Source organism: Streptomyces sp. NPDC006923 (assembly GCF_040635655.1).
Classification (GTDB): Bacteria; Actinomycetota; Actinomycetes; order Streptomycetales; family Streptomycetaceae; genus Streptomyces.
This window is the reverse complement of sequence record NZ_JBEYIF010000007.1, coordinates 245043-262047: the sequence shown is the minus strand read 5'-3', so window position 1 is coordinate 262047 and position 17005 is coordinate 245043. Positions and strand designations below refer to the sequence as shown.

Sequence of the window (17005 nt, the reverse complement as noted above, 5' to 3'; positions counted from 1 at the left end):
ACGTGTTATGGACACGGTCAAGTTCCGTTAATACTCTAGGACTTGGTCTAGACCGCAGATTGACAAAGCGGCGGATTGTTCTCCCTGCACGCGTGCAGTACGGCTCACCGAACTCCCCACGTTCTCTGGAGCGAAGCATGCGAAAGAAGATTGGCGCGGCCGTGGTCGGCCTCGCGGTCGCGGGCGTTTCCCTGCTCGCCACCGGCAGCGCAAGCAGCCATGGCTACACCGACACCCCCATCAGCCGTCAGAAGCTCTGTGCCAACGGCACGGTGAGCAACTGCGGCAACATCCAGTGGGAACCGCAGAGCGTCGAGGGGCCCAAGGGCTTCCCGGCGTCGGGTCCCGCAGACGGCAGGATCTGCTCGGGCGGCAACAGCCAGTTCGCGCAGCTCGACGACCAGCGCGGCGGCTCCTGGCCCACCACCAAGCTCAACGGCGGCCAGAACTACACCTTCCGGTGGCAGTTCACCGCCCGGCATGCCACGACCGACTTCAAGTACTACGTCACCAAGAACGGCTGGAACCCCTCCCAGCCGCTCACTCGCGCGGCCCTGGACTCCCAGCCGTTCCTGACGGTGCCGTACAACAACCAGCAGCCGCCGGCCACGCTGTCGCACTCGGGTGTTCTGCCCTCGAAGTCGGGCCGGCACATGATCGTGGCGGTCTGGACGATCGCGGACACGGCGAACGCGTTCTACTCGTGCTCGGACGTGCAGTTCTGACGTCCGGTACGGGCGCCAGGGCCCGGAGTTCGGGTTCTGGTATTTCTCACTGACTCGGCGGTGACGGCCGGTCAGTGATCGCCTGACCCTCGGGGAGCGCGGCGCCAGGGGCCCGCGCTCCCCGAGCTGTTTCTCCGCCGATCCCGCCGGCCGATCCCGCCGGGCGGGCGGCGGCGCGCCGGCCGGAGCGTACCGGTCACCTGTGGACAGACCCGTCAATGGCCCCCTAACTGCCCTCCGCGGGAGGGCCGTTCGCTGCCGCGGGGGTTTTCCGGCGCCGGGATTTGGGGGACGATTCCCGCGGTGGTCATCGCGCGTAGACCCGTGCGACAGCCGTGCCGCTCACGCTGAGGGCGCTCCGTGCCACCGGGCAGGGAGCGACTCCCCCCATTCCTGTCGGAGGTATTCCGCAATGCGCAGACGTCTGGCACTTCCGCTCGCCGCGGCCATACTCGCCCTGCCCGCCGCACTGCTGACCGCGACCCAGGCATCGGCGGCGCCCGCCGACAAACCGCAGGTCCTCAGCGGCTTCACCCAGGAGTCCGCCGCCAGTTACAACTCCTGGCTCGCGGCCCGGAGCAACCAGGGCTCCTGGTCGGCCTACGGTTTCGACTGGTCCACGGACTACTGCTCGACCTCGCCGGACAACCCCTTCGGCTTCCCGTTCCAGACCCCCTGTGCCCGCCATGACTTCGGCTACCGCAACTACAAGGCGGCCGGCACCTTCAGCGCCAACAAGGCACGGATCGACTCCGCCTTCTACGCGGACCTGAAGCGGGTGTGCTCGGCGTACTCGGGCGCGACGAAGGCGTCCTGCGACGCCACGGCGTGGACGTACTACCACGCGGTCGACATCTTCGGCCTGACCGCCGCGGTGGACGGCAAGCGGTCCGTCGCCTGAGACGCGCCGTACCGGCACCGGCTCCTCAGCGGCACGCCCCACCCGTGGCCGCTTGGCATGTCCGCGTAAACGAACAGGGGCTCCTCGCTTCCGCGAGGAGCCCCTGCCCCGTCTGTGCGCCGCCAGGGACTCGAACCCCGGACCCGCTGATTAAGAGTCAGCTGCTCTAACCAACTGAGCTAGCGGCGCCTGCTGACTCGAAAATAATACCCGGTGCTCGGGGATGCTCAGGACCGGGCCCGCCGGTGGTTCAGATGGTCAGCGAGAGCGCCACCGGCGCCGCCCCGCGGTTCAGGGTGTCCGCCGCCGAGCGCAGCCGGTGGGCGTGCTCGACCGGGAGCGAGAGCGCGAGACAGCCCGTCGCGGCACCGGCCGTGAGCGGCACCGCGGCGCAGACCGTGCCCACGGCGTACTCCTGGAGATCGAGCACCGGCACCGTCGGCGGCTGGCTGTCCAGCCGGGAGAACAGCAGGCGCTCGCTGGTGATCGTCCGGGAGGTGAAACGGGCGATCTTGTGGCGGGCCAGATGGTCCCGGCGGCCGTTCTGGTCCAACTGGACCAGCAGGCACTTGCCGATCGCGCTGGCATGACCCGTGGAGCGGAAGTCCACCCACTCATGGACCGCGGGTGTGTGCGGACCGTCGGCGACCTGGGTGACCTTGATCTCGCCGTCGATGTACCGGCTGATGTAGACGGCCGCGCCGACGGAGTCGCGCAGCTCGGTGAGCGTCTCCCTGAGCTTCGCCTCGACCGCCCGCTGCCGGGCGGCGCCGGAGCCGAGCAGCAGCAGGAGGGAGTCGCCGATCACATACGCGCCGTCCGCGATCTGCTGGACATATCCCTCGCGCCGCAGCATCGACAGCAGGGGAGTGAGATACCCGGCCGGCAGCCCCGTCTCCCGGGCGATCTGGAGGTCGGTGACGCCGCCGCCGTACTTGGAGACGGCCTCCAGGACACGGAGCACGCTGTGCACCGAGTGGGACGGCACGGTCGGTTCCGGCTTCAGCACCACGGTTCCCCCTAGCAGGTTGTGACCGCAAGCTCACGCACCACGATAGCCGCCAAGGACCCGTATGGGGCGTGCAGTTGACGACACGGAAGGCGCGGTCCAGGGCCATACGCTGGACCGCGCCACCGTGGCATATGCCAGTGGCACACTTAACTGGCAGAGTGACAGGTCAGAGCACCGCGCCAAGGAATTCGCGCGTGCGTTCGTGTTCCGGAGCGGAAAAGATTCTTTCCGGCGGACCGGACTCGATGACCTTCCCGGAGTCGAACATCAGGACGTCGTCCGAGATGTCCCTGGCGAAGTTCATCTCGTGGGTGACACAGAGCATGGTGATGTCCGTGGTGCGGGCGATGTCCCGCAGTACGTCCAGCACCCCGGCGACCAGTTCGGGGTCCAGCGCCGAGGTGACTTCGTCCAGCAGCAGCACCTTGGGCCGCATCGCCAGCGCCCGGGCTATCGCCACCCGCTGCTGCTGACCGCCCGAGAGCTGGGTCGGCCTGGCCGACCAGCGGTCGCCGAGGCCGACCAGGTCGAGCAGCTCACGACCGCGCTGCTCGGCCTCGTCCTTGCTCAGGCCCAGCACCCGGACGGGCGCCTCGGTGACATTGCGCAGGACGCTCATATTGGGGAAGAGGTTGAACTGCTGGAACACCATGCCGATCTGCTTGCGCACCTCGCGCACCCGCTTCTCACCGGCGGGAAAGAGCTGCTCGCCGTTCACGGTGATGGTGCCCTCGTCCGGCTGCACCAGCGTCATCAGCAGTCGCAGGATCGTCGTCTTGCCCGAGCCGGACGGGCCGATCAGGGTGACGTGCTTGCCCGGCCGCACCGAGAAGCAGAGATCGTCCAGGACGGTGTTCGCACCGAACCGCTTCGTCACCCTGTCGAAGCGGATCAGTTCGGCCGGCTCGGCGGCCGCGGTGCCGGTGGTTTCGGCGGTAGGGCTGTCAGCGGACAAGACGACGCTCCAGGGCTCGCACGAGAAGAGAAGCCGGGTAGGCGATGAGGATGAAGGCGACACCGACCACGGTCAGCGGCTCGGTGTACTGGAAGGTGGACGCGCTCTCCAGCCGGGACTGCTGGAGCATTTCCAGCACGCTGATCCCGGCGAGCAGCGGCGTGTCCTTCAGCATGGAGATGACGTAATTCCCCAGCGCGGGCACGATCCGGCGGATCGCCTGCGGGAGGATCACCACCTGCCAGGTCCGGCCGGCCGGGAGGCTGAGCGCCTTGGCCGCCTCCCACTGCCCGGCCGGCACCGCGTCGATGCCCGCCCGGTAGACCTGCGCGGTGTACGTCGAGTAGTGCAGACCGATCGCGATCGTCCCGGTGGTCAGCCCGGAGAACTGCACGCCCCACTCGGGCAGCACAAAGAAAAAGAAGAAGAGCTGCACCAGCAGGGGCGTGTTCCGGATGAACTCGGTGACGGCGTTGACCGGCCAGCGGACCAGGCGCGCCGGCGCCCGGAACCCGATCGCCCAGACCAGGCCGAGCGTGAAGGAGAGGAGCGAGCCCAGCACCAGCACCTGGAGGGTGAGGAGCAGCCCGTCCCAGAAACGTGGCATGAAGTCCGCGACGGCGGACCAGTCCCAGGTGTTCACCGGACACCTCCCGATGTCGTGGCGATGCCGATCCCGGCCTTGGCCCTGCGTTCGAGCGCGCGCATACCGCGGGCCAGGACAAACGCGATCACGAAGTAGATCACCAGCGTCACCGAGTAGATCCGGGCGCTGTCCTGGGTGGCCAGACGCACCAGATACGCGGCGAACGACACATCGGCCACACCGAGCAGCGAGACCAGCGCCGTGCCCTTCAGCAGTTCGATGAGGAGGTTGCTGAACGGCGGGATCATCTCGGGTACCGCCTGGGGCAGCAGGATCAGCCGCATACGCTGCCAGGGCGTGAAGTTCAGGGCGATACCGGCCTCGCGCTGCGCCGGCGCGACGGAGTTCAGCGCGCCGCGTACGACTTCGGCGCCGTACGCCCCGTACGAGAGGCCCAGCGCCAGCACGGCGGCCCACATCGGCACGAGCGCCCAGCCGAACAGGCCCGGCATCACGAAGAAGAGCCAGAACATCAGCACCAGCGCCGAGGTGCCGCGGAAGACCTCGGTGTAGAAGCCCGCGGCGAACCGCACGAGGCGCGAGCGGTGGGTGCGTGCCGTCCCCACGGCGAAGGCCACGGCGGTGGCCAGGGCCGCGCTGTAGAAGGTGAGCTGAAGAGTGACCCAGATACCGGGAAGCACCCAGTGGGTCCAGAGGCCGGCCGTCATGAGCACAGCTCCTCTGCGGTGAGCGTGGTCATCTCCGACTCGGTGAAGCCGAACGGCCTGAGCAGGCGGAACAGTTCACCGCTCTGCTTCATCCGGTGGATCTCGACATTGAAGGCGTCACGGAGTCCGGTGTCGGTGGGACGGAAGGCGAAGCCGCCGCCGTCGATCACCTTCCTGCCGTCGACGAGCGGCGCGAACGGCTGTGTCGCCTCGGCCTTCCGGCTCTTCTTCACCACGGCACGGCCGGTGAGCGCGGTCCCGGCGAATACGTCGACCCGCCCGGACTCGACGGCGTTCAGGCCCGCGACGGGGTCCTGGAGAATGACGATCTCCTTCTCCGGGATTCCGGCGGCTGTCGCGTAGCCGATCTCCGCGTAGCCGGCGCCCGTGGCGATCCTGGCCCCGGCCCGCGCCACGTCCTGGTACGAGTGGAGGCCCTTGGGATTGCCCCTGCGCACGATGAACGAGTCGAGCATCTGGTATTCGGGATCGGCGAAGATGACCTGGGCGCAGCGCTCCTTGTTGATGTACATCCCGGCCGAGACGACGTCGAACTGCTGTGAATTGAGGCCGGGGATCAGCGAGGAGAAATCGGTCGCCACCGGCTGGACACTGTTGATGCCCAGCCGCTTGAAGATCACCTTGGCGAGTTCCACCGCCTCACCGGTGAAGTCGCCCCGGTCGTTGATGTATCCGTACGGCGCCTCGCCCGCGATGCCGAGCCGCACCGTGCGCTGCGACGTCAGCCGGGCGAGGGTGTCACCGGTGGGGACCCTGCCGCAGCCCGTGGCGCCGAGGGCCCCCGCGGCGCCCAGTGCCACCGTGCTCAGCAGCAGCGAGCGGCGGCCTATGGGTGTTTTTGTTGCTCTTTCTTTGTTCTGTACAGGTGGTGGAGCCATGGGCGCGCGGCTACCCGAGTCCATTCGGGTCATGCGCGTCATTTTCAGACGATCACGCATCCTTGACTCGGTGGCCCGGACGAGGACCATGAGGGGATGACCGACCGATTTGTCACTGTGTCGCTCGACAAACGCGGAGTGCGGTGCACCGCGAAACTCCTGGACGACCGGGCTCCGGTCGCCTGCGCGGCGGTGTGGGAGGCGCTGCCGCTGGGCTCCGACGTCTATCACGCCAAATACGCGCGCAATGAGATCTACGCGCTCTTTCCGGCCTTCGCCGCCGAGGAGCCGCCGCTGGAGAATCCGACCGTGACGCCCATCCCCGGCGATCTCTGCTATTTCACCTTCTCGGACACCGAGCTGGGCACGTCTTCCTACGGTTATGACGAGAAGGCCGTGCGCGGCCGCCGTACCGTCGTGGACCTCGCTCTCTTCTACGAGCGCAACAATCTCCTGATCAACGGCGACATGGGCTGGATCCCGGGCATTGTCTGGGGCGCGGTCGTGGAGGGCCTCGACGTGATGGCCGAGGCATGCCAGGACCTGTGGCGAGCGGGTGCCGTCGGCGAGACGCTCAGCTTCCGCAGGGCCTGACGGCGGGGGCCGCTCAGCGTCCGGCGGGTGCCGGGACGCGCGCCGCGCCCGACTCGTACAGCGCGTGCGCCGCGCGCAGCACCAGCGCGTCCGCGTGCCGGGCGGCGACGAGCTGGACCCCGATCGGCAGCCCGTCCTCGTCGACGCCGCAGGGCACGGTCGCGGCGGGCTGCTGCGTCAGGTTGAAGGGATAGGTGAACGGCGTCCACCCCGTCCAGCGGCGCAGGCCCGAGCCCCTCGGTGTCTCCCGGCCCGCTTCGAACGCGGTGATCGGCAGTGTCGGGGTGACCAGCAGGTCGTACGAGGTGTGGAAACGGCCCAGGCGCCGGCCCAGCTCCATCCTGGCGTCCACCGCGGCCAGATAGTCCAGTGCGCTGTCACGCGCGCCGGCCTCGCAGATCTCCCGCAGCCCCGGATCGAGCAGCTCCCGCTGGGCCGGGCCGAACGGCTCCACCAGCCGGGCCGCACCGCTGAACCACAGGGTGTGGAAGGCGTCCACCGGATCCGCGATGTCCGGATCGGCCTCCTCGATGTACGCGCCCAGCTCCGCCAGCCGGCTCACCGCGTCCCGTACGGCCGAGGCGACCGCCGGGCGCACCGCGACCTGGCCGCCGAAGGAGGGCGAGTACGCGATCCGCAGGCCCTTGACACCCTCCGTCAGCGAGTCGCTGACGGGCCGCGCCGGCGGGAGCTGCGACCAGTCCCGGGGGTCCTGGCCGCTGATCACGTCCAGCAGCAGCGCGGCGTCCGCCGCGTCCCGGGCCATCGGCCCGCCGTGCGCGAGCGTGCCGAAGGGACTGGACGGATAGAGCGGCACCCTGCCGTAGGTCGGCTTGAGCCCGAAGATCCCGCAGAAGGAGGCCGGGATACGGACCGAACCGCCGCCGTCGGTGCCGAGGGACAGCGGAGCCGCGCCCAGTGCCACCGCCGCCGCGCTGCCGCCGCTGGACCCGCCCGCCGTCCGGGACAGGTCGTAGGGATTGCGCGTCACCCCGGTCAGCGGCGAGTCCGTGACACCCTTCCAGCCGAATTCGGGGGTTGTCGTCTTTCCGACGAGGACCGCGCCGTGCTCACGCAGCCGTGCCACCGCCGGGGCGTCCACGTCCCAGACCCCCTCGGCCGTCACGGCCCTGGAGCCGCGCAGGGTCGGCACGCCCCGTTGCAGGAAGAGGTCCTTCACCGAGACCGGCACCCCGTCGAGCAGCCCCAGCGGTTCCCTTCTGCTCCAGCGTCCCGCCGACGCTTCGGCCCTGGTCAACGCCTCCTCGGCGGTCACCCGGACAAAGGCGTTGACGAGCGGCTGGACCATTTCGATCCGTTCCAGTACCGCGCGGGTCACGTCGACGGGCGAGAAGTCGCCCTTCTCGTAACCGGACAGGAGCTGCCGCGCGGTCAGGTCGGTCAGGAACGTGGGATCAGTCATGCATGGGGACGTACCCACGTTTCTTGTCCACCACGTTCGGCAGGGGCTTTCCGGCGGCCCAAAGTTCATACAAGTCGACGAATTGTGCCGCCAGCCGGTCGCGCCAGCCGACCGTGTCCCCGCTCATGTGCGGGGACACGATCAGGCCGGGGACGTCCCACAGCGGGCTCTCCGGACCGAGGGGCTCCTGGTCGAAGACATCGAGGGCCGCTCCCGCGATCCAGCGCCTGGACACCGCGGCCACCAGATCGGGCTCGACGACGAGCAGGCCGCGGCCCACATTGATGAAGTGGGCGGAGGGCCGCATCAGCCCGAAGAGCCGCGCGTCGAACATCCCGCGGGTCGCGTCCGTGAGCGGCGCCGCGCAGATCACCCAGTCCGCGAGGGTCAGCAGCCGGTCGAGCTGGTCGGCGCCGTGCACGCCGGGACGTGCCGTACGGCCGGTGACGGCGACGGTCACGCCGAGCGCCCGCAGCGTGGTGGCGACGGCGCGGCCGATCGGGCCCGCGCCGACCACGGTCGCCCGGCTGCCCGCGACCCGCAGCCCCTCGCGATGCCGCCAGCGGCGCTGGCGCTGCAGCTCCAGCGTCCCGGTGAGGTCCTTGGCCATGGCCAGCACCAGCGCCGCCACATATTCGGCGATCGGTTCCTCGAAAATGCCCCGGGCATTGGTGACGACCGTGTCGGAGGCGATCAGCTCGGGACACAGCAGCCGGTCCACGCCCGCGCTCGCGGTGTGCACCCAGCCGGGCCGCCGGCCCCCGCCCGGCCAGGCGTTCCGTATCGCGTCGGAGGTGAAGTCCCAGGCCAACAGGGCGTCGGCGGAGGGGAGTTCGGCGGCGAGGCTGTCCTCGTCCGCATAGCGGATCCGGACCCGGCCCGCGAGCCGTCCGAGCCGCGGCGGCGGGTCCGCCTCCAGGACGAGCAGGGTGGGCGTTGGCATGAGGAGGAGCCCTTCTGACGGGGCGCGGCCGGCGGTGTGCGTCAGCCGGGCCGGTGCCGCGGAGGCGTATTTCCCCGAGGAAAATTCCGTGCAACGTCTGAGATGTACGGATTGACCACGCTCGCACCCGGTCCCTACCGTCGTCAATAACAGGCTAAGGGGGCCCGTCTTGCAAGTCTCCTTTCTGGGTGGACCGCAGCCGCAGCGTGGAGTCGGCGTAGTCGCCCCTTTTGATTTCGCGCTCGACCGTGAGCTGTGGCGCTGGGTGCCCGACGACATCTCGTTGCGTGTGACCAGGACGCCGTATGTGCCGGTCGAGGTCTCGCTGGACCTCGCCAGGCTGGTGAGCGAGCACGAAACGCTGGGCGAGGCGGTCAGGGCGCTGGGCGCGTCCGAGCCCGAGGTCATCGCGTACGCCTGCACCTCGGGCAGTTTTGTCGGCGGCCCGGCCGGAGAGCGGGCCATGTGCGAGGCGATGACCCGGGCCGGCGAGGTGCCCTCGCTGACCACCTCCGGCGCGCTGGTCGAGGCGCTGGCGGAGCTGGGCGCCAGCCGGATCGCGCTGGTCACGCCCTATACGGAGTCCGTCACCCAGTCGCTGGAGGAGTACCTCGCCGACGTCGGGGTAACGGTCACTGGCCGCGCTTTTCTGGGGCTGACCCGGCACATCTGGAAGGTGCCGTACCGCTCGGTCGTGGACATGGCGCGGCAGGCCGTCGTCGGGGCGGCCGACGCGCTCTTCATCAGCTGTACGAATCTGCCGACGTACGACGCGATTCCGCAGTTGGAGGCCGAGCTGAGGATGCCGGTGCTGTCCGCCAACCAGGTCACCATGTGGGCGGCGCTGCGAAGGCTCGGCGCGCAGGCCGTCGGCCCGTACCAGGCGCTGCTCGACCCGCCTCCGGCGCAGGCGGTCGTGCCGGCGCCTCCGGTCCCGCCGGCGGAGGCCCTGCCGGCAGCGCTGGCGGTGGAATCGGTGCCGGAAGACCAGGAAGGCTGGACATGACGACCGTCGGACTCCTTTACCCCGGACATTCCGCGGAGGACGACTACCCGCGCATGGAGATGCTGCTCGGCAGCGACATCAGACTGCCTGTCGTCCACACCGACATCGGCGAGGACGCCCACCGCGTCGACGCGCTGCTGCGGATGGGCGCGGCGGAGCGGCTCGCCTCTGGTGTGGAGCAGCTCAGGCTGGCCGGTGCCGAGTCCGTGGTCTGGGCCTGCACGAGCGGCAGCTTCGTCTACGGCTGGGAGGGCGCGCACGAGCAGACGCGCGGGCTGGCCGCGTCGGCCGGGCTCCCGGCGTCGAGCACGTCGTTCGCCTTCGCCCACGCCGTGCGGGAGCTGGGCGCCGAGCGGGTCGCGGTCGCCGCCACCTATCCGGAGGACGTCACCGCGTACTTCACCGCTTTTCTGAAGTCGGCCGGCATCGAGGTCGTCTCCGACCGCGCGAGCGGGATCATCACGGCGGCCGAGGTCGGGACCTGGGAGTGGGAGCAGGTGCTCGCGCTGGCCCGCGCGGGAGACCACCCGGACGCGCAGGTCGTCCTGCTGCCGGACACGGCCCTCCATACGGCGGCCCACCTGCCGGAGCTGGAGGAAGCGCTGGGCAAGCCGGTGCTCACGGCGAACCAGGTGACGGTCTGGGAAGGTCTGCGGCTGGCGGAGCGCCGGGCGTGGGCGCCGAAGCTGGGCACGCTGTTCGCGAGCCGGGAGTAGGCGCTGCCCGGTCCGACACCGCGGACCGGACGACGGCTTTCCGGTACGCCGGAACACGCGGGCCGGGAATAAACGGAGAGCCCCTCCTGTTGAAGCTGTCTCGTACAGCTTTCACGCGCGGGAGGATTGACCAGTGGACGACGCGAGCCGGGACACACAGGACGCGATTCCGGAGACGGCGGACGCGATCCGGGGCACGGTGGCCGGTACGGCCCCCGTACCGCTGTCTGTGCTGGACCTCGTCACCGTGGGCAGCGGCTCCACCGCCACCCGCTCCCTGGAGACGAGCGTCGCGCTGGCGCGGCTCGCGGAGCGCCGGGGCTACCACCGGCACTGGGTCGCCGAGCACCACTCCATGCCCGGGGTCGCCTCGTCCTCACCGGCGGTGATCCTCGCCCATCTCGCCGCCCACACCGAGCGCATCCGTCTCGGCTCCGGCGGCGTGATGCTGCCCAACCACGCCCCGCTGGTGATCGCCGAGCAGTTCGGCACCCTGGAGGCGCTGGCCCCGGGCCGTGTGGACCTGGGCCTGGGCCGCGCGCCCGGCACCGACGGGGCGACCGCCGCCGCGCTGCGCCGTACGGACCGGCTGAACGAAGGCGCTGACGACTTCCCGCAGCAGCTCGCGGAGCTGACCCGCTTCCTGGACGACGACTTCCCCGACGGCCATCCGTACTCCCGGATCCACGCCGTCCCTGGCCCGGTCCAGGGGCCCACCGGACGTCCGCCGGTCTGGCTGCTGGGCTCGTCCGGCTTCAGCGCGCGGCTGGCCGGTGTGCTCGGTCTGCCGTTCGCCTTCGCCCACCACTTCTCGGCGCAGAACACCATCCCGGCGCTGGACCTCTACCGCGAGTCCTTCCGCCCCTCGGCGGTCCTCGACGCCCCCTACGCCCTGATCGGCGTCGCGGCCCTCGCCAGTGACGAGGAACGCGAGGCCCGCCGCCAGGTGCTGAGCGGCGCGCTCTCGATGGTCCGTCTGCGCACCGGCCGCCCGGGGCTCGTCCCCACGCCGGAGGAGGCCGAGGCGTACCAGTACAGCCCGACGGAGCAGGAGTTCGTGAACACCTGGCTCTCGAACATCGTCCACGGGACGCCGGACGCGGTCCGCGAGGGCCTCAACGACCTTCAGAAGCGCACCGGCGCCGACGAGTTGATGATCACGGCCAACGCCCATGGCGGCGAGGCCCGGCTGCGCAGCTACGAACTGATCGCGGACGCGTACGGCCTGCCGGGCGCCTGACGTCCGCCGCCACCGGATTGTCAGTGGTGACTCGTAGCTTGGAGGCAGTTGGACGCGGCGCAACGGATGCCGCGTCCTCCCGGGGAGGGGTCTGCCATGCCGCGTGCCACGACGTATCTGGAGCTGTCGCAGGACGGCGCCGGGGCGCACAAGTTCTACGAGGTGACCGTGGAGGGGACGGCCGTCTCGGTGCGCTACGGACGGATCGGCGCGAGCGGCCAGTCGGGCACCACGACCTTCCCGACCGAGGCCAAGGCGCGGGCCGCCGCGGCGAAGAAGATCGGCGAGAAGGTCCGCAAGGGATACGCTCCCGCGGTCCGGGGACAGCGGGCGGCGCGGCCGGTGACGCGCCGGGAGGCGACGTCGGCGCCGTCCACCGCCCGCGCCGTCGCGCCGGTGCTGTGGCGGTTCCGTACGGGCTCCGCGGCCTTCGGGATCCATATCGACGAGGACCGCTGCTGGGTGGGCAATCAGGCGGGCGACGTCTACACGCTCAGCCACGGCGGCGAGGTCCTGGCGCGGTACGCGCTGCCGGACGGCGTCAAGTGCCTGGTGGCGGACGACTTCTGGATATACGCGGGCTGTGACGACGGCACGGTGTACGACCTGTCGTCGAAGCTGCCGTTCGCGGCGTACGACATCGCGGCGGACGTCGACATCTTCTGGCTGGACATCCGCGAGGGCGTGCTGAACGTGTCGGACCGCGACGGCGGTCTGACGGTCATCGACCACGAGGACGAATACCAGTGGGCGCGCAAGTCCCAGGGTGGGCACGGCTGGATGGTGCGGGCCGACGACCGCGCGGTGTACCACGGGCACCAGCGCGGGGTGACGGCGTACGAGCCCGGCGGCGCCGGAGAGCTGTGGCACACCCCGACGGCGGGCGGGGTGCTGTTCGGCTGGCAGGAGGACGAGTCGGTGTACGCGGGGACCGGCCGCCATGTCGTACAGCGCCTGTCCAAGGCCACGGGCTCGGTGGAGGCGACGTACCGCGCCGACACCGCCGTGTACTCCTGCGCGACCGCGCCGGGCGGGCGGTTCGTCTTCGCGGGCGACAGCGCCTCGTCGGTCTACTGCTTCGCGGCGGACGGCACACGGCTGTGGAAGCTGGGCACGGGCAGCGGCTCGGCGCTGTCCATGCAGTACCTCGACGAGAAGCTGTACATGGTCACCACCGACGGCTCCCTGGTGTGCGTCGACGCGAGCGAGGCCGGGATCGCCGCCGCCCAGCAGGGCACCGTCCCCGCCACGGTGGACGTCAAGCTCGCCGCGGCGCTGCCCACGTACACCCCGGCGGCCACGGTGCGGACGGTCTCGTCGGCGGCGGTACCAGCGGGCGGAGTGGTCGTGGAATGCGTCCGGGAGGGCGGCCGGCTGCGGGTCCATGTGGTCTCGGACGGCTTCGAGCCCTCATGGAACGTGCAGTTCCCGCGCGGCATGCGGGAGCCGGGCACCCGCTATGTCGTCGAGGCCCTGCACCCGGCCCAGGCCGGCTTCTACCGGGTCCGCGGCGAGATCAGGCGGCTGGTCTGAGCGCGTCAGGACGGCGGCGGAGTGGCGGCGATCATCTCGGCGATCCGCTCCGGCGCCACCGGGCGGGAGAACAGCCAGCCCTGCCCGGTGTCGCAGCCGATCCGCTGGAGCCGGGCGGCCTGGCCCGAGGTCTCCACGCACTCCGCGGTGACCGTCAGCCCCAGCCGGTGCGCGAGCTGCACCAGGGCCTCGACGATCGTCTCGTCGGCCGGGCTCGGGTGGACGCCGTCGTCGTACCGGAAGCCGCGGACGAACGAGCCGTCCAGCTTGAGGACGGAGACCGGCAGCCTGCTGAGATAGGCGAGATTCGAATAGCCGGTCCCGAAGTCGTCGATGGCGATCCGCACACCCATGTCGCTCAGCGCCTGGAGCGCCTGAAGCGGCCGGCCCGCCGACCCCATCACCGCGGACTCCGTCAGCTCCAGTTGCAGGAGCTGCGGGGCCAGTCCGGTCTCCGCCAGGATCTCGGCGACATCGCTGACCAGATCGGAGTCCCAGACCTGGCGTACGGCGACATTCACGCTGACGAAGAGCGGCCGCGCCCCGGGATGGTCCCGCTGCCACTGGCGTGCCTGGCGGCAGGCCGTGTGCAGCACCCACCGGCCGAGCTGCACGATCGAGCCGTCCTCCTCGGCGATCCCGATGAACCGGTTGGGCGAGAGGGTGCCGAACTGCGGGTGGTTCCAGCGGACCAGTGCCTCCACACCGCGTACGACCCCGTCGGCCATTCCCACCAGCGGCTGGTACTGAAGGACGAACTCGTCGTCCTCGATGGCCGGACGCAGCGCCGAGGTGAGCGCCTGACGGGTCATCCGGTGGGCGTTGCGCTCGGGGTCGAACAGGGTCCAGCGGGCCTTGCCGTCGGCCTTCGCCCAGTACAGCGTGGTGTCGGCGGCCTGCATCAGACCGGTCGGAGTGGTGCCGGCCACGGCCCGCTCCACGACCCCGATCGAGGCCGAGACCGAGAGCCGCTGCCCGGCCAGATCGAAGGGAAGCTGGAGCGCGGTGAGCACCGACCGGGCGAGATCCGCGAGTTGTTCCGTACCGGTGGAGTCCTCGACGAGAATCGCGAACTCGTCGCCGCCGAGCCGGGCCACCAGATGACCGCCGCTGCGCGTGTAGCCGTCCTGGTCGGCGCACTCAGTGAGCCGGGTGGCGACGGCGGCCAGCAGCCGGTCGCCGGTGCGGTGGCCGAGGGTGTCGTTGACGGCCTTGAAGCCGTCGAGATCCAGGTAGCACAGGCCGATCCGGCCGGTGCCGCCATGGCCGTACGACCGGCCGTCGTGGCCCCGGGGCCCGGCTTCGCCCAGCGGGCCGCTCTCGCCGCCGTAGGGCCTGCCCTTGCCGAAGGGGCCGCCGCCGTTGTACGGCGAAGCCTCCAGGGCCGAGGTGAGCCGCTCGAAGAAGAGCGTGCGGTTGGGCAGCCGGGTCACCGGGTCGTGCATCTGCAGGTGGCGCAGCCGCGCCTGCAGCTCGCGCCGGTCGCTGATGTCCGCGATCGACAGCAGCACACTGCGGCTCTCCGGCACGGGTGAGAGATTGACCTCGGCCCAGAGGGTGCGCCCGTCCGGGTGCTTGAGGCGGCGGGTGCAGCGCAGGCGTGAGCGCCGGCCCTCCAGTACCTCGCGGTAGGCGTGCCAGGTGCGGATGTCGGAGGCGAGGTCGACCAGGTCGGCGGCGGTCCGGTCGAACAGACGGGCGGGCTCGGTGCCGAGCAGCTCGGCCAGCGCGTCATTGGCGCTGATGACGGCGCCCTGGTGGTCGAGGACTGCCATGGCGAGATGGGCGGCCTGGAAGACACCGCGGTAGTCGCGGGGGCCGGCGGCGGTCCTGGCGACGCTTTCGGCGGCGGCCCGGTCGGCGCCATGACGCTCCGTGACCGGTGGCCGTACGGTGCCTGACGCCGCGACGGCCGGTGGGCGCGGTCCTTCGGAGGTTCCGCTCACGGCTCGCTCCCGCGGTGCTGTCGTGTCGTACAGGGGTGGTCGCGACGGTTGGCCAGGGAAAGTGTGCCGATCATAGAGGCAGGCCGGGTAACCGTTCCAGCTCCCGGACGCGGAACGGGATCGCGGAAGGCCGGGAGTTGTCGCCAGGCGATCGTTTCTGCACGTGGGTGGCCCTGTAGGGCGCTGATGTGACCAGTTGTGACTTTCAGTAAGTCACCGGGGTGTCGGGCTTCTCACCCGTGTGGGGCAGTGGAACAGGGCGTACCACCTTAAAACAGCACAAGGTGGGTGAGGTGTCCCGCATTCCGCAGCCGGAGGTCTATGTGGAGCCTCAGCAGCCACCCGGGGGAGTGGAACGGCCTCGCCTGCGCAGTACAGCGGCCGCCTTCACCTCCCTGATGGCGTTCGCCGCCACGTCCCTGGTCGCAGGGCCCACCGTGGCCGCGGCCCCCGAAGGGCCCTGTGCCCTGCCCCGTACACCCGCCCATCACTCCCTCGGCCTCGACACCTGGAACGCCTCCTATCCGCGTCCGGACCACGCCCTCGACGCGGTCATGATCTTCCTGTCCTTCCCGGACTCCCGGCCGCTGACCAGCCCCGCGGAGCTGGCGGCCGACCACTTCCCCGCCACCAGCGGCTTCTACGAGCGGGCGTCGTACGGGAAGTTCAGGCTGCGTGAGCACTCCGAGCTGCGGTGGCTCGAAATGCCGTACGCCTCCACCGCCTACGGGATGCGGCGTGACTGGGACCCCAAGCGGCGCAAGGCGTATATGCGGGACGCCCTGAGCGTCGCGGATCCGCTGGTCGACTTCTCCCAGTACGACGTCGTCTATCTGGTCGCCGACCCGGACGCCCCGGGTGTGGACTCGGACGCCACGAAGGTGGTGAATTTCGACCGGCCGCTGCGCGCGGACAAGACGGACATCAGCCGTGTTGTCACCGTCTTCGAGCGGCATCCGCCGGACCGGAACGTCCTGGCGCACGAGACCGGACATGTCTTCGACCTCCCGGACCTCTATCACCGGCCCGTGGACGGCAAGGGGGACTGGGACACCTATGTCGGGGACTGGGATGTGATGGGCAGTCAGTTCGGCCTGGCGCCCGACCTCTTCGGCTGGCACAAGTGGAAGCTGGGATGGCTGGACCGGCGGCAGGTGCGCTGTGTGGCGCCGTCCGGCACGAGCCTGCTCACGCTGGAGCCGATCGCCGCCGAGCGGGACGTCGGCGGGAGCGCGGGGACCAGGCTCGCCGTGGTGCGGACCGGCAAGCACACCTCCCTGGCCATCGAGGCGCGCGGGGCGACCGGCAACGACGGCCACACCTGCACCGAGGGCGTGCTGATCTACCGGGTGCGGAGCGAGGCCGCGTCGGGGCGCGGGCCGGTCGAGGTGGTGGACACCCATCCGCGCAGCGAGGCCTGCTGGGAGCAGTCGGTGTACCCGCCGCTGGCGGACGCGCCGCTGGGGATCGGTGAGACCTTCACGGTGCCGGGCGAGCGGACAAGGGTGGAGGTGGCGGACCGCACCCCGACGGGCGCCTGGACGGTCAAGATCACCACGGGTGTGTAGCCGAACGGGACTCGGATGCAGGGCATGGATACAGAAGGAAGGGCCTCCCGCTTGCGCGAGAGGCCCTTCCTTTGTCTGTGCGCCGCCAGGGACTCGAACCCCGGACCCGCTGATTAAGAGTCAGCTGCTCTAACCAACTGAGCTAGCGGCGCCTGCTGACGTCGTAGACCTTAGCACCCGTTTCAGGGCGAGGAAAAATCGATATTCGGGTGAAGGAGGAGGCCCGCGCG

Annotated in this window: 16 protein-coding genes and 2 tRNA genes; 8 read left to right on the top strand and 10 right to left on the bottom strand. The window is 70.3% G+C overall.

Annotated features, from left to right (window positions below; translation table 11 throughout):
- Positions 1-137 precede the first annotated feature (137 nt).
- Both ABZ707_RS16790 and ABZ707_RS16785 read left to right on the top strand, forming a co-directional pair.
- Positions 138-725, top strand: coding sequence for a lytic polysaccharide monooxygenase (locus ABZ707_RS16790; protein ID WP_360174483.1), 588 nt, complete (start codon positions 138-140; stop codon positions 723-725).
- Positions 726-1137: 412 nt separating this feature from the next.
- Positions 1138-1626: a phospholipase gene (locus ABZ707_RS16785; protein ID WP_360174480.1), complete on the top strand. Its 489-nt coding sequence runs from the start codon at positions 1138-1140 to the stop codon at positions 1624-1626.
- A 115-nt stretch (positions 1627-1741) separates the two neighbouring features.
- On the opposite strand, the gene ABZ707_RS16780 is transcribed toward ABZ707_RS16785, so the two are convergent.
- The 6 genes from ABZ707_RS16780 to ehuB all read right to left on the bottom strand — a co-directional run bounded on the left by ABZ707_RS16780 (position 1742) and on the right by ehuB (position 5806).
- Positions 1742-1815: transfer RNA gene (locus ABZ707_RS16780), tRNA-Lys, on the bottom strand.
- 61 nt (positions 1816-1876) lie between these two features.
- Positions 1877-2638: an IclR family transcriptional regulator C-terminal domain-containing protein gene (locus ABZ707_RS16775; protein WP_360174477.1), complete on the bottom strand. Its 762-nt coding sequence runs from the start codon at positions 2636-2638 to the stop codon at positions 1877-1879.
- Between the two features lie 166 nt (positions 2639-2804).
- Positions 2805-3593 (bottom strand): amino acid ABC transporter ATP-binding protein, encoded by a 789-nt coding sequence (locus ABZ707_RS16770; RefSeq protein WP_360174474.1) that lies wholly within the window; start codon positions 3591-3593, stop codon positions 2805-2807.
- Positions 3583-4200, bottom strand: coding sequence for an ectoine/hydroxyectoine ABC transporter permease subunit EhuD (gene ehuD / locus ABZ707_RS16765; protein WP_360174927.1), 618 nt, complete (start codon positions 4198-4200; stop codon positions 3583-3585). The genes ABZ707_RS16770 and ehuD overlap by 11 nt, the downstream gene beginning before the upstream one ends.
- Before the next feature lie 32 nt (positions 4201-4232).
- The gene (gene ehuC, locus ABZ707_RS16760) at positions 4233-4907 is read right to left on the bottom strand and encodes an ectoine/hydroxyectoine ABC transporter permease subunit EhuC (protein WP_360174470.1); all 675 of its coding nucleotides are present in this window, start codon (positions 4905-4907) and stop codon (positions 4233-4235) included.
- Positions 4904-5806, bottom strand: coding sequence for an ectoine/hydroxyectoine ABC transporter substrate-binding protein EhuB (ehuB, locus tag ABZ707_RS16755; protein WP_360174467.1), 903 nt, complete (start codon positions 5804-5806; stop codon positions 4904-4906). The genes ehuC and ehuB overlap by 4 nt, the downstream gene beginning before the upstream one ends.
- 96 nt (positions 5807-5902) lie before the next feature.
- Between ehuB and ABZ707_RS16750 the strand changes: the two genes are divergently transcribed.
- Entirely contained in the window at positions 5903-6400 is a 498-nt protein-coding gene (locus ABZ707_RS16750) for a DUF3830 family protein (RefSeq protein ID WP_360174464.1), read from the top strand.
- Positions 6401-6413: 13 nt separating this feature from the next.
- On the opposite strand, the gene ABZ707_RS16745 is transcribed toward ABZ707_RS16750, so the two are convergent.
- On the bottom strand, positions 6414-7823 hold the full coding sequence (locus ABZ707_RS16745) for an amidase (protein ID WP_360174461.1): 1410 nt from the start codon (positions 7821-7823) through the stop codon (positions 6414-6416).
- Entirely contained in the window at positions 7816-8766 is a 951-nt protein-coding gene (locus ABZ707_RS16740) for a D-2-hydroxyacid dehydrogenase (RefSeq protein WP_360174458.1), read from the bottom strand. Before ABZ707_RS16740 ends, ABZ707_RS16745 begins: the two co-directional genes overlap by 8 nt.
- A 169-nt stretch (positions 8767-8935) precedes the next feature.
- On the opposite strand from ABZ707_RS16740, the gene ABZ707_RS16735 reads away from it, so the two are divergent.
- The 4 genes from ABZ707_RS16735 to ABZ707_RS16720 all read left to right on the top strand — a co-directional run bounded on the left by ABZ707_RS16735 (position 8936) and on the right by ABZ707_RS16720 (position 13261).
- Complete coding sequence (locus ABZ707_RS16735) at positions 8936-9772, top strand: decarboxylase (protein WP_360174455.1); 837 nt, start codon at positions 8936-8938, stop codon at positions 9770-9772.
- Complete coding sequence (locus ABZ707_RS16730) at positions 9769-10488, top strand: decarboxylase (RefSeq protein ID WP_360174452.1); 720 nt, start codon at positions 9769-9771, stop codon at positions 10486-10488. Before ABZ707_RS16735 ends, ABZ707_RS16730 begins: the two co-directional genes overlap by 4 nt.
- Before the next feature lie 133 nt (positions 10489-10621).
- Complete coding sequence (locus tag ABZ707_RS16725; protein ID WP_360174449.1) at positions 10622-11728, top strand: LLM class flavin-dependent oxidoreductase; 1107 nt, start codon at positions 10622-10624, stop codon at positions 11726-11728.
- A gap of 96 nt (positions 11729-11824) precedes the next feature.
- The gene (locus ABZ707_RS16720) at positions 11825-13261 is read left to right on the top strand and encodes a WGR domain-containing protein (protein WP_360174446.1); all 1437 of its coding nucleotides are present in this window, start codon (positions 11825-11827) and stop codon (positions 13259-13261) included.
- A 5-nt stretch (positions 13262-13266) separates the two neighbouring features.
- Here the strand turns inward: ABZ707_RS16720 and ABZ707_RS16715 are convergent, their stop codons facing one another.
- On the bottom strand, positions 13267-15207 hold the full coding sequence (locus ABZ707_RS16715; RefSeq protein WP_360174443.1) for an EAL domain-containing protein: 1941 nt from the start codon (positions 15205-15207) through the stop codon (positions 13267-13269).
- 323 nt (positions 15208-15530) lie between these two features.
- Between ABZ707_RS16715 and ABZ707_RS16710 the strand changes: the two genes are divergently transcribed.
- Entirely contained in the window at positions 15531-16775 is a 1245-nt protein-coding gene (locus ABZ707_RS16710; protein ID WP_360174924.1) for a M6 family metalloprotease domain-containing protein, read from the top strand.
- Between the two features lie 78 nt (positions 16776-16853).
- Here the strand turns inward: ABZ707_RS16710 and ABZ707_RS16705 are convergent.
- Positions 16854-16927 (bottom strand) — tRNA-Lys (locus ABZ707_RS16705).
- Positions 16928-17005: the final 78 nt, after the last annotated feature.

Coding starts and splice junctions, on each gene's coding strand:
- ABZ707_RS16740 (WP_360174458.1), bottom strand. CDS start 8,766: ATGCCAACGCCCACCCTGCTCGTCCTGGAGGCGGACCCGCCGCCGCGG.
- ehuD (WP_360174927.1), bottom strand. CDS start 4,200: ATGCCACGTTTCTGGGACGGGCTGCTCCTCACCCTCCAGGTGCTGGTG.
- ABZ707_RS16730 (WP_360174452.1), top strand. CDS start 9,769: ATGACGACCGTCGGACTCCTTTACCCCGGACATTCCGCGGAGGACGAC.
- ABZ707_RS16785 (WP_360174480.1), top strand. CDS start 1,138: ATGCGCAGACGTCTGGCACTTCCGCTCGCCGCGGCCATACTCGCCCTG.
- ABZ707_RS16745 (WP_360174461.1), bottom strand. CDS start 7,823: ATGACTGATCCCACGTTCCTGACCGACCTGACCGCGCGGCAGCTCCTG.
- ABZ707_RS16720 (WP_360174446.1), top strand. CDS start 11,825: ATGCCGCGTGCCACGACGTATCTGGAGCTGTCGCAGGACGGCGCCGGG.
- ABZ707_RS16750 (WP_360174464.1), top strand. CDS start 5,903: ATGACCGACCGATTTGTCACTGTGTCGCTCGACAAACGCGGAGTGCGG.
- ehuB (WP_360174467.1), bottom strand. CDS start 5,806: ATGGCTCCACCACCTGTACAGAACAAAGAAAGAGCAACAAAAACACCC.
- ehuC (WP_360174470.1), bottom strand. CDS start 4,907: ATGACGGCCGGCCTCTGGACCCACTGGGTGCTTCCCGGTATCTGGGTC.
- ABZ707_RS16790 (WP_360174483.1), top strand. CDS start 138: ATGCGAAAGAAGATTGGCGCGGCCGTGGTCGGCCTCGCGGTCGCGGGC.